Source organism: Microbacterium sp. MM2322 (assembly GCF_964186585.1).
Taxonomy (GTDB): Bacteria; Actinomycetota; Actinomycetes; order Actinomycetales; family Microbacteriaceae; genus Microbacterium.
Window position 1 is genome coordinate 1682550 of the sequence record NZ_OZ075067.1, and the last position, 15258, is coordinate 1697807.

The window sequence follows — 15258 nt, forward strand, 5'->3', positions numbered from 1 at the left end:
TAACGTGGATGGTGATGACCGACCGACCCGACTCTGCAAGCGCCCGCGAGGTGCTGTGGCGATTCGGCCCCATGGTTTATGCGCCGACCGTGCTTTTCGCGATCGGCGAGGGGGCGGTGCTCCCCCTCATCCCGATCCTCGCGGGAAACCTCGGCGCGGACGTCGCGCTTTCCGCGCTCATCGCCTCGATGTTGGTTGTCGGTCAGCTCGTCGGCAATCTGCCCGCGGGATGGGCTGTCGCGCGAGCGGGCGAGCGAGTCACGATGATCGGCGCCGGTTCGCTGGCTCTCGTCGTGGCTGTGTCAGCGGCGATCCTCCCCTCGCTCCCTGTGTTCGCGGCGGCGGTCTTCCTCATCGGGTTCTGCGCCGCCGCATTCGGGCTGGCGCGCCATTCGTTCATGACCACGCGGGTCCCCGTCCTGTTCCGAGCGCGGGCGCTGTCGCTGCTGGGCGGGACGTTCCGTCTCGGGATGTTCGCGGGACCGTTCATCGCGGCCGCCCTGATCGGTCTGTTCGGCGACGAGCGGGCGACCATCTGGTTCTTCGCCGTCTGCCTCGTGGCCCTCATCGCTCTCGTGACGCTCGGCCCGGACCCGGAGAAGCAGTTCGCAGCCGAGCGATCGGTCCGAAGCCACGAGGCGGAGGACTCGGGAGAGCCGGTGACCGGATCCATCCCGGTCGCTGAACGGGTGGGCGTCTTCCGGACGATGTGGGCGCACCGGCGGGTGCTGTCGCGAGTCGGTCTGGCCGCCGCATGCCTGTCCGCGGTGCGATCGGCCCGGCAGGTCGTGCTGCCGCTCTGGGGCGTGTCCATCGGCCTCGATGCACAAACCATCGCGCTCGTCGTCGGCGTCTCGGGCGCACTCGACTTCGCCCTCTTCTATGCAAGCGGCCAGGTGATGGATCGGTTCGGCCGCCTGTGGGCCGCGCTCCCCGCAATGGTGTTGATGGGAAGCGGGTTCCTCGCCCTCTCGATCACTCACGACGGCTCGAGCGCCGAGATGTGGTTCGCCCTGTTCGCTGCCGTCCTGGGCGTCGGGAACGGTCTGTCGAGCGGCATCCTGCTGACGATCGGCGCCGATCTCGCGCCGAAGGACAACCCGGCGCCGTTCCTCGGTTCGTGGCGGACGTTGACGGATGCCGGCGGTGCGACCACCCCGCTCATCGTGACCGGCATCACCGCGATCTCGTCGCTGTCCTTCGCCGCCGGGGCGGTCGGGATCATCGGCCTCCTGGGTGCCGTCGCCTTCGTGCGATGGCTCCCGAGGTTCGTCCCGCACGTCCGAGACTGAGCTCGCCAAACGACGCGCGTCGGGTCTGGGGCGTTCTCCCCATTGTCCCGCGCCGCACCGCCCGCTTAGAGTCTCGCTGGAGGTGGATGACGTGGGAATGATGTTGCCGAACGAGTTGATCTGGGTGATGGAGAAGCTCGGATTCGACTGGCCCGACATCGACGAGGACGAGGTGCGCAAGGGCGCCGACCTGGTGCGAAACCTCGGCACTGATCTTGAAACTGTCATCCAAGCCGTCGACACCAAGATGAACGGCGACGTCGCGGTCGCCATGCGCGGCCAGGCCGGCCCCGCGACCGCGAGTGCGTGGAACACCAACCGTTCCTACAACCTGCAACAGCTGATCGACATCATGCCGCCGGCAGCGACGGCCATGGACATCGGCGCTGCGGGCATCACGGCGCTGAAGATCAAGGTGATCGTCGATGTCACGTCGACCATGGTCACCCTTGTCGCGATGCTGACTAATCCGTTGACGGCCGCAGGCGCGGGCCCCATGCTCCTCATCAAGAAGAAGCTCCTGAACGCTGCGGTCGACATCGCCGTCGAGCAGCTCATGAACCAGTTGCTGCCACTCGCCATCGAACCGATGGCCGAACAGCTGCCGGCGGTCATCGACGCGATCCTCGACGCCCCCGTCGTCGAGGCGACAGCCGGCGACTCGGACGAGTTCTACGCGGATTTGCAGGCATTGGAGACCGCTCGGAGCGAGGTGAAGCTTCGCGGTGCAGACATCCAGAGCATCACCTCGACGTTCTTCTCCGAGTTCTCCGCCCTCGATTTCGGGGGCGATGCCTGACGCCGGAGGTAGCTCGACCTAGTCCAGCGCCGTGCGACTGGTCGCTGTGGCTTCGAGGGGGACGCCGTCGGGTACGAAGAGGGTCGAAATCGGTGGACGCCAGCGGGTGCTGACGACCACGCGGGCCGACACCCCGTCGGGCGTGCTCGCCGACACCAGGCTCACATCCTGCTCGGCCGAGACGATCGCCTCCGCCTGCTCTCGCACCCCTCGGTCGCTGAGCTCGGCGCGCGGCTCGCCCTCGATGACCTCGAGTGTGAAACCGTCTGCTCCCGCCAGGGCCGCGGCATCCGCTGCTGCCTGCGTACGCTTCTGCGCGAGGTACAGACTCGTCGCATCGACCGTGACGAACACAAGGACGAGCGCGAGCACGGCATACCCGAGTGTCAGCAGGAGGACGCTGCCCTCCTCGTCGCGCCGGATCATTCGTCCCTCCAGTACCGCGAGACCTTCTGGACGGAGGACGATTCGACTCCCACGCGAGCCGATTCGTCGAGCCCGAGCACGGGCGGCACCAGAGGAAGCGGGACAGATGAACTCACGGTCACCCGCACGATGGCGCCGGCCGCGGGACAGACAACGGTCGTGCCCACGCACGAGACGTCCACATCCAGCGACTCTTCGTCGATGTCGTACTCTCGCGCAAGCGAGTCCAGGACCGCAGCGGCCCGCTCATCGGCGTCTTCGACGCTCTCGGCTGATGCGACAGCCCGGGCGACATGGCGTGACGCTGCTTCCACCCCCATGGTGTGGGACTGGATGATCCCGAGAGTCACGACCAGGTACACGATCGGCACGAGCAGAATCACCCCGCCGACGATGAACTCGAGGGCGGCAGACCCACGCTCGTCATCGGCGAGTCCCTCAATCGAAGTTCTCCGCAGGAGCATGAACAGTCACCTCCCACCCGTGCGGCACGCCGAGGAGCCCGACCAACGGAAGTCGCGTCGTCACGGTCACCGACACCGTGTCGTAACCGAGCGTTCGCGAGTCTGCAGCCGTCGCGCTTTCGACGAAGTCGCCACCTACGGCGCGTTCGACGATGTCGCGTGCCCGCACGGCTCCCGCCTCCGTGTCGACGTCGGCTAAGGCGGCGTGATAGGCGCCCTCGACCGCGGCGTCGTGCACGACGTTTCGGACGTAGACCGCGAGCGCCAGCTGCAAGACGCCGAGCGTGAGAACGGTCAGCAGCACACCGACGAGCACGAATTCGACCGGAGTCGATCCGCGCTCGTCGGAGAGCAGCCGCCGCATCACGGGAACCTCAGAAGCTGGAGACCTGGTCGATCGCCTGCTGGAACAGTTGTGAGAGTGCAGGTCCCGCGAGTGCCCAGATGACGACGACGAGTCCCGCGGTCATCAGCGTGATGAGCACCCAGCCGGGAACGTCACCGCGCTCGTCGTCGCGCAGGTTTGCCAGGACGGCGCCCCACGCCGTTCGCAGGCGTGTGAGTGAAGGACGGATCATGATGTTCTCCTTTCGGTCATGTGTCAGCCGACCCCGAGTCGCAGCATCACGATTCCGGGGAAGACAGCAAAGAGGACGCTCATCGGCAACAGCAGGAAGACGATCGGGAAGAGCGTCCCTGCTCGGCTGGCTTCTCATCCGGCAGGAACATCGACGGGTCCAGCACCCCATGAATGGTCATCGTCTGCGGCACGCCACGGACCACGTCCGACACCATGACGCGAACGTCGAGCAGTTCGACGACCTCACGCCGGAGCGCGAGCGGAGCGTTTTCGAGTCGGCCACGGGCACGCTCCGCCAGCGCGGCCACGTCCGTGATCCGACGGGCCTGGTCGACGCGCCGCTCCGCGACCGCGGTCATCGCCTCGAGGCGACCGCGCACGTCGGCGAGGTCGGCCTTCAGCCGCTCCATCGTCTGCAGCGCTTCGGCCGGATCGTCCGCCATCAGGTACAGGTCCCGAGCGCGACCGATGGCGCGCTCGAGGGTGTTCTCCTGCTTCCGCAGCGCGGCGATCATCGGTTCATCCCCCGCTAGGTCGGCGTCGTCGTCGAGTTCCAGCCACTGCTTCGCCAGCAGCTCGAGGCGGTCCGGATTGGCGAGCACCGACGACAACTCGCGCCACACCGCCTCGTCCACCTCCGGCCCGCGCAGCTGGGGACAGGAGCAGCGGGGCGTCTCGGCGGACCGGTACCGGCGCCCCGCACACTTGTAAAACGGGTGCGGACGACTCTTCGTAGTTACGCCGTCGTAGTGCTGGTCGAACTCGCACGACCCGAACAGCCGCCCCGTCAGCATCTGCCGCTGGGGCGCCGAGGGGCTGCCGCTCGACTTACGGTTCACCGCCCGCTGGAGCGCCTGCCACTCCTGCCGGGTGAACACAGGGTCGCCGAGGTCGATCTTGACGGTCTCGCCCCACTTGGCGGTCCCGTCGCGGTTCACCTTCGTGGAGTGGGCGTGCGGTCGGTGGCTCTGCCCGGTCACCGCACCCCATTCGGTCTCCCCCGTCCACAGGGTCGCGTTGCGGACCACCTGCCTGACGGTCTGGTAGCTCCACGCTGCCGCGAGACGCGGGCGAAGCCCCGCCTCGTTGAGCCGGTCGGCCACCTCGCCAGTAGTCAGGCGCTCCTTCACGAACAGCCTGTGCATGGCGCGCAGCACCTCGCGTTCGCGCTCATCAGGCACCGGGCGCGCGTCACGCTTGGTGCCCTCCAGTCGCCAGCCGAAAGGTGGCTTCGACCCAACCCACCCACCGGCGCGGCCCTTCGCCCGTTGCCCCGCCGTGGTGCGGGCGACGATGGTGTCCGCCTCGAACTCGGCGAAACCGGCGAGCATCGTCCGCATGGCGCGACCCGCCGGAGTGGACATATCGATCTGTTCCTTGACCACGACCAGGTCGACGCCCATGTCGGACAGACGGTCGGTCTCGCGGATCGCATCCCCGGCCTTCCGGGCGAAGCGGTCCAGCTTGGCGACCACGACCGCGTCGATCTTGCCGTCGCGAGCGTCCTGAAGCATCTGACGCCACGCCGGGCGGGTGTCGTCCTTCCCCGAAAGCCCCTCGTCGACGTACGAGTCGACCAGTTCCCAGCCCCGCATGCGGATCGCGGCCTCGCAGACCTCGCGCTGCTCGGGCAGCGAAGTGTTGTCGACCTGCATCTCGGTGCTGACGCGCGCGTAGATGGCGGCCCGCTTCTTGGAGCTCATCGGAGGGCCCCGTCCTCAGCGTCGATGAACGTGGCCGCCTCCGCGACGATGCTCACGGCGACGCTCCAACCGACAAGATCGGTCAATTTCAGCCCGTTGGTCTCGGCGACAGCCTGGACGGCTGGCCGGATCCGCCGCCAACTCTCAACCGCCTCGTCCAGAACGGACCGCCCAGGGGTGTGAGTCGCGATAGCGGCGACAACCAGTTGCGCGATGGCGCACTCCTCGACGGTGACAGCGTTCACGGCGTGCTTGATCTCAGGCAGCATCGGTGCCACGTCCTTCCTCGGCGTCCGTGCCGTTCCAGCACTGGTCGCATTCGTCGTAGTTGTCATCGGTGGGGCGGGCATCGTCTTCCCACACGGCGATGTCGCTGTCGCGAGCGGTTCCCCACGGCGTCGCCCGTGAGGGAGAGCGGCGTACGATCGCGAGCCCGCAGGCGGTCTGACACCTGTCGGTCTCGCAGATGAGGTGCCGGAGACCGGAGGCGTTCATTCCGCACCTCCCGCGAGCCGCTGCTGAACGTGAACGGCTCGCACCGCGCGTGCGGCGCGCTCCGTGAACTTGGCGCGAAGCGCCTCCGACGGCATCTCCTTTGAGGCGGAGGCGATTTGGCGGGCGCCGACGCGGCGGCCCTGTTCGGCTTCGACGACGAGCCGCTCCACGGCGCGGGAGAGGTGGCGCGAGTCGTGCCCCGGTCGGTAGTTCGCGCGGGCCGATGTGTACTCTCGACAGCCGCAGTGGCATGTACCGGGTTGAGTGGTGGTCATGGCGGAAGTTCCTTCTGATCTGGAGTTGTTGTTTCCCCCCTCCAGGAAAACAGCCGGAACTACATGCCCACAATTCCTCGCCTGGGCACGACGCGCCCGTCTGCGCGCACTGGCGACGCGTCGTTGTTCCCGGGTTGTTCGGCGGGTCCCGGCGGACCGTGCGGCGGCGTCCGCGATCCAGCCTCCCCAAACTCCCGAGGTCTCCCCGGCCGAGACGGCGTAGGAGCGACACTGCGCGGCGAGCGGGCAGGTCCGACACAACTCCGCTGCCGCGAGCTGCTCGGCGGGCTCGTCCGACGTCCACTGGCCGGAATCGGCACCGAGACACGGGATCGCCACCCCGGCCTCAGCCGCCCCCCGCACTCGCTCCGTCAGCGCCCGGCACTCCCGCTCTGCATCGAATGGCGCCGCATGCATCGGCGCGGCCTTCGACGGGGGCTCCGACGACACAGGCGCCTTCTCGAGCCCCACCGGCCCCGAAGACTGCTCTGCGTTTACGGGAGGCCCGTGAGGGACGGAACCCGAAAGCGGAACGGACGTCCCGGCTGGGAACCGTAGCGAAATCGGACAGGTTGCTGGTCGAGCGATCGGCACGAGGAAGCTCCAAATGATGCATCGCGATGCCGAGGGTCGCAGCGGATCGGAAGTAACCTCGAACGCCTTTAGGACATCGCAGACTGACCGTCTGTCCCCATCGCAAATTGATAGGGAGGTCCTGGGTTTGTTGGTTGGCGCTGACCCAGTGAATTGCCGCTCTCGGATGAGAGAAAACCATGCAGCGAGGGCAACTCCGGGGAGGCGCGCGGCGCAGGAACGCCACGAGTCGCTACGCTCTGCGTGTGCTCATATGGGTGGCTGAATCGGCAGTGCGGGGCTCGAACGCGAATTGTTCAGACGGTCCCACTGTCTGCGCCATCGAAAGCCTGAGCGAGGTGATCGAAAGCGGTACGTGGCCCGAATTCTGGCTGACGTTGGTGGCCACGCTCGTCGGCGCAACGGCCGCGTTCATATTCTCGTGGCTTCTAACTCGCCGCGATTGGGCTAGACGCTACCAAGACCGAGTGGACGAACACGTCGTCAAGATAAGTGAATCGATAGCCGCAATCGCCCAGTCGCTGAATGCTGAGCCCGGGAGCCACATCGTGAAGCATCACTGGTGGTCGAGACACCAGGTGATTGAAGGCTCGACGAGTCGTCTGCTGGTGCAGCCACGTTTGAGTGAGTTGCTCATGCTCACAAGCACACTGGAGCTTGTTTGCAGGGGGCACGACGCCGCAGTTGCCCAGTCGCTTCGGTCGCGCATATTGGAGTGGGGTCGCTTGCGCAGGAACGGGCGGGCGATACTCGAACACGCAGGTAGATTCCAAGTCACCGCTCTGGACACGAATCGGATACTCACCGCGTGGAGGCGAGGCGACATCGACGCGTCCACAGCCATCCTCTGGCTCGACCGGCGCACCTCCCCGGTCGATGATGACCCAGACTTCTCCGCGCTCCGTCGAAAATGGGAGCAAGTGGCGCAACCTCAAGTTCCTCGCCGCATCCGCAAACTGCTTCGAGCGAGAACTGAGTGACACACACTCTGGCTAGGACAGGGTGATAGCAATCGGTCACCGTGACTGAATGCTGCGGGGAATAGCCCGACCCCTATCCCTCAGCAGCGCTTCTGCGGATGGCACGCAGCTTCATCATCTGATCCTGTCCAAGCTCAGTGAGTGCCCAGTACTTGCCCTTGTCGCTCACTGTTCGCTTCTTCACGCCGCGCTCGATCACCCCGATCGCGAAGAGTTGAACGATCACGTCAGCGACGACCTCGTTTGTCAAAGTCGCAGGCTGAGACTGCTTACGAAATATTGAGGTCGGATACCATCAGTGTTCTCGCGCCAAAGTCGACGTGCGTGCGCTTCTAGCACTTTGCTGAGCTCCGGCTCGCTCGACTCGTGGAGCAGTGTCGGACCCACCAGCTGCAAAATCTTGTTCCACGATGTGGGAACCGAGATCGTCCAGTTGTACTGGTCGGCATCCCACCGCGGGTCGCCGTCAGGGTCGAGATCCTCCAACCGGAATCCGGTGACGACGAATTTGAACGAGTACAAGTCGTCACCTTGCGCCAGATCCCCCGCGATCGCAGCTCGTTTATCCTTTGCCTCAGCTTCTTGGGCAAGCTCAGCTACGCGAGCGCGAAGCTCAGCGATCTCCGTCTTCTGTTCGGGCGTCATCGCTTGGCTGGCCCGGACCCACCCCTCCGCTGGGTAATGTTCGCGGGTCTCCATCAGGGCGAGCGCAACGTGGCCTGGTAGCTCGGCAGAAGTATTCCAATACTTCACCACCCGTGCGGCCTCGACCTTCGCACGGAACGCGTCGAGCTTCTCCCGCCGCTCAGCATCGAGCTCGATCTGCTCTCCGCTCAGCTTCCCCGGCTCTCCGTGGAGGAACGCCATGATCGGTTTGCCTATGGATTCCGCGTAATCGAACTCCATCTCCGTGTAGCTCAGTTCGGTTGTCGGATCCAGCGAACCGTACTTACCACCGATCACGAGAACGTAGTAGTCGCACTCGTTGATGACTCGCTGGATCAGTCGCCACTTCTCGTCATTGCCAGCCGGGAACAGCTCCATGCCCGCCGGGATGCATCCAGCGATTAGCAGGGCTTGAATAACCGACTGACGCTCCTCCCGCAAGTCAAGGTAGGTAGAACTGACGAAGACTTGCTCGCGACGATCCCCAGGCACGAAACGAAGACTATCGATAAGCGGGATCCGGTGATGAGGAGTTTCCGCCAGGGCATTCGGGTTCTGCTCCAGACAGATCGACATCTGTTGTGCGACGCCCATTCCGTCGGATGCGATCGGAGTGGGTCAGAGGCCGTGGTCGCGGGCCCACGCGTCGATGAATGCTCGGCGAGCCTCGTCCAAGCCAAACCGCGACCCGTCGAACTGCACCGGACCTCCGAGTCCAGCTATCCGACCGAGGTCATGGAAGATCGACTGGGCGGCCCGCGCATCGACTCGATCTTGTGGATACCCGTCTGTGATCAGCCGGTCGCGTCGTAAATCGAGTAGCTCATTGAGGCCCAGCGGGCCTGATCGAAGCCAGGCAGCGATTTCCGGTGCGCGCTTTGCATCGGCGATGTCGCTCGTGAATTGCTCTGCGTAGCTGTCGTAGGTGTTGTCGTAGCCATTCATCCTTGTCTCCTTCATGCGTCTTTGTCGGTAGATGCCAGCAACTGTCGTGACATCATCGCTCGTTGATGGTTATCGAGCATTCGGGTTTCCAGCTGGTTTCCAGGGGGGACGGTCGTCCCTGCTGCGTGTTGCGGTCGTTCCGGGCGAGGATGTACCGCGTGCCGCCCGCCGGGTAAGGGACAGCCACCACGTCACCCACGGCGATCAGAAGCTCGAGCGCCGCGTCATACAGGTGCTTCTCCCGGCTGCTCAGCCGACGACGCAACGCCGCCCGCCCCATGCCCTCCGGCCAGTCCGCGAGAAGGCGCCGAATGCGGGGCGTCATCCGTCGAACCTGAGCGGCGTCTGCCGCCGAGATCGGGTCAGTCATCAGCGTTCTCCTCACGCGTGAAAGGTCGGCGAACCGTAGGAAGGGTGTTTGTTGGGTGGTCTCCTGCCGGTGTCCCCTCGGGGTACCCCGTGCCCCCGGGTCCATAAGGACCCCGGGGGACATTGGCGGGGCAACCGTTGGGGTACCCCGGGGGATATTGGGGGAACCGCGGAACGACGCGGTAGAGAGCCCCGGGGTACATCGGGGGCACCTGGCGCGGGGTACCTTCGGGGGACATTGCTTCAGAAGTCATTTCTGACACCCCCGTTCGCGATGCCGAGGGTCTGCCCCGCCGGGTAGTTCAGAACCGCCCCGAACTGGCCCCTCTCACGCCGCACGCTGCCGGTCTGCGCCATCTGGTTCAGCGCCTGGTTCACGTCGCCCTTCTGGAAACGCACTTGCAGTTCGCGTAGGCGCTTTTCGATGGCGGATGTGTTCAGGCCCGGGTCCTGTCGGATCACGCCGAGGATCGGCCCTTCGAGGGCGGTGGTCTTCTGCTCGCGCCTGGCTTGCAGTCTTGATCCGAACCCGGTGAGGGATAGTCGCTGTGTCGATGGGTCGAATGCCAGCTGGTCTTCGTCGACGTCGACATCGCGGCCGAGCGCCGACAGGTACCGCGGGCCGTTCTCGGTGTCTTCGTCGCTCTTGCGGAGCCAGACGATCGAATCGGGGTGGTCCTCCAGCGCTGAGGCCCCGCGAGACCTGTTGCCGTTCCACCCCGCGTGGACATTCAGGACCACGTCACGAGCGCCCACCTCAGAGCGGGCAAACACGTCCAGGTCGTTCAGGAACGCCTGCACCTGCGTGTTGTCCTGCTGACTCTCCCCGTAGAACGCACGGCTGAAAGGGTCGACGAACATGGACTCGACGTCGTAGGCGCGAAGCCGCGCGGCCAGCTCCGCGCGGTCCTGCTCGTGACTGAGAGGGTTCCGGCGACCACGGAGGTTCACGAGGATGAGACGCTTCCGGTCCACACCCACCTTGTCGGCCCATAACCCCAGCTGGTGCCCGCTCACCTCGTAGTTGAGGATCGCGATATTGCCGTCGACGGGTACCACCGGGAACCGACCGAGGAAGTCCCGGCCGGTGAGCATCGCGTCGGCCATGTTCAGGTTGAAGGTGGTTTTGCCGGTCTTCCGCTGGGCGACGATCGAAGTGAACCCGTCCGCCAGCATCAGACCCTTGATGCGGTACTGCTCCTGTTCGGGCCGGGCGAGCACGTCCTCGAGGGTGCCGAGGTCGAACGGCGGGGCCGGGTCGAGTTCTGCCAACGCCCGACCGAACGCGGCTTTCGCATCGTGCTCGACGAGCTTCGCTTGGACCCGCTGGGCGACCGCAAAGGCGTGGTCCCCTTCCTTCGAGTGCTCCGTGTTCCAGATGGACTCGATGGTCTTGTTCGCGTCCTCGTAGTCCGGGTCAACCATCGCGATGGCTCGCCCGACCTCAACCTCGTAGAACTCGCGGTTCTCTCGGTGCAGGCGGGCGTAATGGCCGGCCACCGTCGCGAGCCAGTCGTTGGTGACGCCCTTCCCGCGCTCGGGCGGGTTCCGGAGAGCGTTGAGAACCTTCGACGACTCCCTGGGCCCACCGGGGGCGAGAAGGTCACGGGAAGGCGATGGAGACCCCGACGCGGGTGCCTGCGCCCGCCGCGACCCCGGCAGCGGTGCACCGTACTCGGCCCAGACCGCCGCGACCTCATCGTCGGTGAGCGGGTGCTCCTCAACGCCGTCGTCGGCCACGGTGTAAGGGCGGCCGGTCTCGGGGTGGGTGGATCCGGGGAGCACGACGTAGGCGTTCGGCCCTGCCTTCAGGTCCACGCCCTGGGCGAGCTTGCCCTGCGTGAGCGTCTGCCCGACGGCTCCGCCCATGAGGTAGATGAGGTGCTCGTTGCCGTTCCCGCGACCGCTGAGGTGCACGCGGGTGGTGGGTAGCGATTCGACCCTGGTGCCGTCGTGCTGATAGTCGACGTCGATGACGATGCGGCCGGTGGTCGCGCCGCCTACGTTGGCGTCCGGACGACCCGCGAACATACGCCGGATCTTCTCGGGGTCACGGGTCGCGTCCTTGACGCCGTGGCCCAGCAGACCGCACTGGCCCTCACACTGGATGGGCTTGCCGTCGGGGCCCTTCGCGTTCCGGTGGGGGTTTGGGAACAGGGGGAGTTTGTCATTCGGAGCAAGTGGGAAGACCGGCCACCCCCGCTCCGCCCAGTACAGGGCATGTGTCAAGGAAGCGTTGGGCGAATCGGTCACCATCGCTTCGAGGGCTTCCGCGGACAGCTTCACCATCAGCGCACCACCGCCGCGAGTAGAGCCGCGACCGAATTGGAGGCGCCGGAAATCATCAACCCGAGTAGCCACGTCCGGGGGTCATTCAAGGGCCACAGGTAGTAGCGGGCGAGGAACCCGACGTGCCCAGCGAATTGCTTGCGCCGGATACGACGCTCGAGCGAGGCCGTCACTCTGCCTGCTCCTCGGATGAGGCGACGGGCGACGGGCCGAACAACAGTGTCAGCAGTCGGCGGAAGTCCTCAGCGGGCAGTGCCCGGGATTCCAGGTGCGTGGTGGGTGAAGTGGCCACCGCATCCTCCTAACGGAGGGGGTGCCAAGAACGACAAAACGCACCCCGTATCCGACCCACCGCTGTGAGGCGATGGGGAGGGGATGCTTGAGGTCGATACCTCATCCTCCCGCTGATTGTCAGCGGGTCTTCCACCCTCATTGGGATACGGTGTGCGTCAGTAGGGTTAGCTCACCGGCAGGGGCATTGTGTACCACTCCCCTGCTCTCGCCCTGGGCCCCGGAGAGCTTCCAGATCGAGCGTCGCTCTTAAGTTGCGGGTCGCACTTTACAGTGCAAGGCCCCCCCTGTCAATTACTGGGGCCTCCCCCGGCGTGTCGTCGCCGCCGAGGGGAGCCGGGCGAATCAGCCAGGCGGGTTGAACGGCGGGAGATCCTCAACCCAGTAGCTGTTTATGGCCCCCGGAGCGTCCTGAGGGTCGCCCGAGTAGGACACATCCAGCTCGGCCTCGGCTAGGACCCCCGAGTGGGCGCGGTACCCGTGCGCACGAAGAAACAGCACGGACCCCGCCGAAGTGGGGGTGAACACCAAGAAACCGAACTGACCATCTGGGAGAGCCTTCTTGCGAGTCGGGGACCACACCCGGGCAAGAAAGTCGCTTGACCCGTGCCCGAGTTGAGTTATCAGTCCTTCACGTGCCAGGCCAACTGCAGCTTCAACGAGCCGCTCCACGAAGAACTCCTGATCCCACCCGAGGGCGATCAGGCGCAAGTCTGAATAGCCGACGAACACCTCCTTGCTCTCCCATTCGCTGATGTTGTCAAACTTCTTGCCCGCGACCTTGGCGCGCAAAGCCGTGTACAACGCGTAATGGAGCCGAAGTTGATCAGCCGACATGCGACCCACCAGGGCAGTCCATGACACGGCACTGTCGTCCGTTCCGGCCGGCGTCCTGGCGGAGGCGAGCATGCCACTCAGGTACTCAGTCACGAACTCGTCCTCGGCCCACTGCGCCTTATCGAACACCTCGGCGGCAACTCTGGGGGGAATCGCGCCCGGCTCGGAGGTATCTGCCTTCGTGTCGGCGCGCGCGGCGACCTTGCTGATGTTGCTCTTCCGGTTGGCGAGGCCGTTCTTGATCCCGTCACCGAGCAAGTCCAGCGTCGGGCCCAAGAGTCGCTTCGTGGTCTCGAGCACGATCGGGGCAGAAGCGATTCCGCCCGCGATGATCATGGGATCCGTCATGAGCCGGGACACCAACGGCAAGTTGGAGACGAATCGTTCACGAGTCGGAGTCTCCGTCCGTGGTCAGCACGCCAGGTGGATTCCAGGATCCCAGCGACCACGCATCCACCGACGCGAGATCACCTCGCCACGTGGAAACGTTCATCGTGGCCCCGTTTAGGATCCGCACTTCTCGCAGATGTATGAAGCGACGGGCGCGCGTCGGCAAATCCGCCTCATCACGCCGATTACTCTCCTCGACAGTGTGATCGTGCAAGTGCGACCAGATCGGGCGCAGGTACTCCTCCACCACCGCCGAGTTGCTCGGCTGGAAGTCTGTGAGAGTCCGTTCAATCCACTCTGCGCGGCTGATCGCAATTCCGCTTACAACTGCCCCACCCACCATCAAGGTGAGCCCGAGCGCGCCACGGGCTTGATCGGCTACGTCGAAGTACCGGTCCAGCATGAAATCAAGGTAGGGGTCCCTGCTTCGGACGTCCTCCCAGGCGTATCCGTCAACGTCGGACGCAGGGTCCCACTTCACCGCAGGTGTGCTCGCGTCAGGTTCGGTGGTCGGATCGGTCATAGCTCCCCCTTAGGTTTCTCATGACGCTAGCGAATGGCAACGACACTGGGGCACGACACACCCACGTTGCCCGAATCGAAGTAATGTTCGACAATCGTCCGGTGGGCATCAACAAGCGGTACTCGGCTCACTTCGACCGGGTGGGCGAAGAGAAGCACCTGGCGCGGCTCGCCGAGAAGGGCGGACTGCAGACCCTGAGTGCTCGCGAGATCGGCCTGGAACGACAACCACTGACGGTCGACCCCGAGCCCAAACCGGTCCTGGCTTGGGTGCACTTCTTCACGGAGGCGGTCCGGGTGAAGGCGTGGGCGTGTCGGTGGACTCCCAAAGCCGTGGGCATACGGTTCTACGTGGATGGCAGCGCGATGACGACGTGGGTTTGGTTGGACGCAGTAGACCCGGATCCGGATACGCGCCCTAGCGAGGACGCGGTGAGAAACGGCGGGTCCGCGCGTCAGAGCGTGACTGTCCGGCCGTGACACTAGCCTGACGGCATGCCTTCCTTCTCCGAGCGCCACGGATACAAGGAGGTCCGAACGCTCATCCAGCGGGAAGGCCTCGACGAGGACACCCGTCGGGAGTTGTGGAATCTTCTCGCGGTCCTGCCGGGAGAGTTCGACGGAATGTACAGGGACGCCACTGAGAGACAGGTTACGGAAGCTGTCTGGATCTGGCACTTCAAGAAGAACCGGGACGAGAAGCCTTCCACTGCGACGACTTGGCGCCACATCAAGGCCGCAATCTATGAGGAGGAATGGAACGAAGTTTTCGATCTGCTCGAGTGCTTGCTCAAGCACTGGGAGCGGCACGAGACGTCAGAATCCGGGCCGCTGCGAAAAGCACTCTCGCGCGCGCTTAACGACCTATTCCAGGCGAACCTCGTTGGTTATCGACTCATCGGACAGGAGATCACACCGGTCGACTCGAACGCAGAAGCTGAAGCGATTACAAGCGCACTCTCCGACTCTGAGGTTGTCGCCGGTGCCCGCCACTCACTTGATCGGGCGGTCGAGCTCCTCGCCGATCGGACCACGCCTGACTACCCGAACTCCATCAAAGAGTCCATCTCCGCAGTTGAAGCGATCGTCAAGAAGATCACCGCCGAGGGAACCCTCGGCGCCGGGCTCAAGAAGCTTGAGGCTGCTGGCCTGACCATTCACCCAGCTCTGAAGGGCGCGTGGTCTCAGATGTACGGTTGGACGTCGGACGCGGACGGCATTCGTCATGCGGGCGTCGAAGCCGCCAACGCGGACCAGGCGCTCGCGAAATACATGCTCGTCACCTGCTCCGCGTTCGTCTCCTACCTAGTGGTCGAGGGGAACAAGGTCGGGTTGCTTTAA

General features: G+C 65.0%; 19 protein-coding genes. 4 read left to right on the plus strand and 15 right to left on the minus strand.

Annotated features, from left to right (window positions below):
• Positions 1 to 14 precede the first annotated feature (14 nt).
• Positions 15 to 1292: an MFS transporter gene (locus tag ABQ271_RS08280; protein WP_349308305.1), complete on the plus strand. Its 1278-nt coding sequence runs from the start codon at positions 15 to 17 to the stop codon at positions 1290 to 1292.
• A 97-nt stretch (positions 1293 to 1389) separates the two neighbouring features.
• Positions 1390 to 2091: a hypothetical protein gene (locus tag ABQ271_RS08285; protein ID WP_349310874.1), complete on the plus strand. Its 702-nt coding sequence runs from the start codon at positions 1390 to 1392 to the stop codon at positions 2089 to 2091.
• Between the two features lie 18 nt (positions 2092 to 2109).
• On the opposite strand, the gene ABQ271_RS08290 is transcribed toward ABQ271_RS08285, so the two are convergent.
• The 15 genes from ABQ271_RS08290 to ABQ271_RS08360 all read right to left on the minus strand — a co-directional run bounded on the left by ABQ271_RS08290 (position 2110) and on the right by ABQ271_RS08360 (position 13918).
• Positions 2110 to 2517 (minus strand): pilus assembly protein TadG-related protein, encoded by a 408-nt coding sequence (locus ABQ271_RS08290; RefSeq protein WP_349308306.1) that lies wholly within the window; start codon positions 2515 to 2517, stop codon positions 2110 to 2112.
• Positions 2514 to 2981 carry a TadE family protein gene (locus tag ABQ271_RS08295; RefSeq protein WP_349308307.1) on the minus strand — a complete coding sequence of 156 codons (468 nt, stop codon included), beginning with the start codon at positions 2979 to 2981 and terminating at the stop codon, positions 2514 to 2516. Before ABQ271_RS08295 ends, ABQ271_RS08290 begins: the two co-directional genes overlap by 4 nt.
• Entirely contained in the window at positions 2956 to 3345 is a 390-nt protein-coding gene (locus tag ABQ271_RS08300) for a TadE/TadG family type IV pilus assembly protein (protein WP_349308308.1), read from the minus strand. The genes ABQ271_RS08295 and ABQ271_RS08300 overlap by 26 nt, the downstream gene beginning before the upstream one ends.
• A gap of 10 nt (positions 3346 to 3355) precedes the next feature.
• Entirely contained in the window at positions 3356 to 3559 is a 204-nt protein-coding gene (locus tag ABQ271_RS08305; protein WP_349308309.1) for a hypothetical protein, read from the minus strand.
• 79 nt (positions 3560 to 3638) lie between these two features.
• Positions 3639 to 5264, minus strand: a complete 1626-nt coding sequence (locus tag ABQ271_RS08310) for a recombinase family protein (protein WP_349308310.1) — start codon at positions 5262 to 5264, stop codon at positions 3639 to 3641.
• A complete protein-coding gene (locus ABQ271_RS08315) occupies positions 5261 to 5533 on the minus strand; it encodes a hypothetical protein (RefSeq protein ID WP_349308311.1) in 273 nt (90 codons plus the stop codon). Before ABQ271_RS08315 ends, ABQ271_RS08310 begins: the two co-directional genes overlap by 4 nt.
• Positions 5523 to 5759 carry a hypothetical protein gene (locus ABQ271_RS08320; protein WP_349308312.1) on the minus strand — a complete coding sequence of 79 codons (237 nt, stop codon included), beginning with the start codon at positions 5757 to 5759 and terminating at the stop codon, positions 5523 to 5525. The genes ABQ271_RS08315 and ABQ271_RS08320 overlap by 11 nt, the downstream gene beginning before the upstream one ends.
• 1922 nt (positions 5760 to 7681) lie before the next feature.
• Positions 7682 to 7858 carry a hypothetical protein gene (locus ABQ271_RS08325; RefSeq protein ID WP_349308313.1) on the minus strand — a complete coding sequence of 59 codons (177 nt, stop codon included), beginning with the start codon at positions 7856 to 7858 and terminating at the stop codon, positions 7682 to 7684.
• Complete coding sequence (locus ABQ271_RS08330) at positions 7855 to 8868, minus strand: DUF4062 domain-containing protein (RefSeq protein WP_349308314.1); 1014 nt, start codon at positions 8866 to 8868, stop codon at positions 7855 to 7857. The genes ABQ271_RS08325 and ABQ271_RS08330 overlap by 4 nt, the downstream gene beginning before the upstream one ends.
• Before the next feature lie 24 nt (positions 8869 to 8892).
• On the minus strand, positions 8893 to 9219 hold the full coding sequence (locus ABQ271_RS08335; protein ID WP_349308315.1) for a hypothetical protein: 327 nt from the start codon (positions 9217 to 9219) through the stop codon (positions 8893 to 8895).
• A 52-nt stretch (positions 9220 to 9271) separates the two neighbouring features.
• Positions 9272 to 9589, minus strand: coding sequence for a hypothetical protein (locus tag ABQ271_RS08340; protein ID WP_349308316.1), 318 nt, complete (start codon positions 9587 to 9589; stop codon positions 9272 to 9274).
• A 242-nt stretch (positions 9590 to 9831) separates the two neighbouring features.
• The gene (locus tag ABQ271_RS08345; protein WP_349308317.1) at positions 9832 to 11877 is read right to left on the minus strand and encodes an AAA family ATPase; all 2046 of its coding nucleotides are present in this window, start codon (positions 11875 to 11877) and stop codon (positions 9832 to 9834) included.
• Positions 11878 to 12046: 169 nt separating this feature from the next.
• Complete coding sequence (locus ABQ271_RS08350; protein WP_268920861.1) at positions 12047 to 12169, minus strand: hypothetical protein; 123 nt, start codon at positions 12167 to 12169, stop codon at positions 12047 to 12049.
• Positions 12170 to 12513: 344 nt separating this feature from the next.
• Positions 12514 to 13353: a hypothetical protein gene (locus tag ABQ271_RS08355; RefSeq protein ID WP_349308318.1), complete on the minus strand. Its 840-nt coding sequence runs from the start codon at positions 13351 to 13353 to the stop codon at positions 12514 to 12516.
• A gap of 37 nt (positions 13354 to 13390) precedes the next feature.
• A complete protein-coding gene (locus ABQ271_RS08360) occupies positions 13391 to 13918 on the minus strand; it encodes a hypothetical protein (RefSeq protein WP_349308319.1) in 528 nt (175 codons plus the stop codon).
• 101 nt (positions 13919 to 14019) lie between these two features.
• Here ABQ271_RS08360 and ABQ271_RS08365 point away from each other — a divergent pair, with 101 nt between their 5' ends.
• A complete protein-coding gene (locus ABQ271_RS08365; protein ID WP_349308320.1) occupies positions 14020 to 14397 on the plus strand; it encodes a hypothetical protein in 378 nt (125 codons plus the stop codon).
• A gap of 15 nt (positions 14398 to 14412) precedes the next feature.
• Entirely contained in the window at positions 14413 to 15258 is an 846-nt protein-coding gene (locus tag ABQ271_RS08370; RefSeq protein ID WP_349308321.1) for an AbiJ-NTD4 domain-containing protein, read from the plus strand.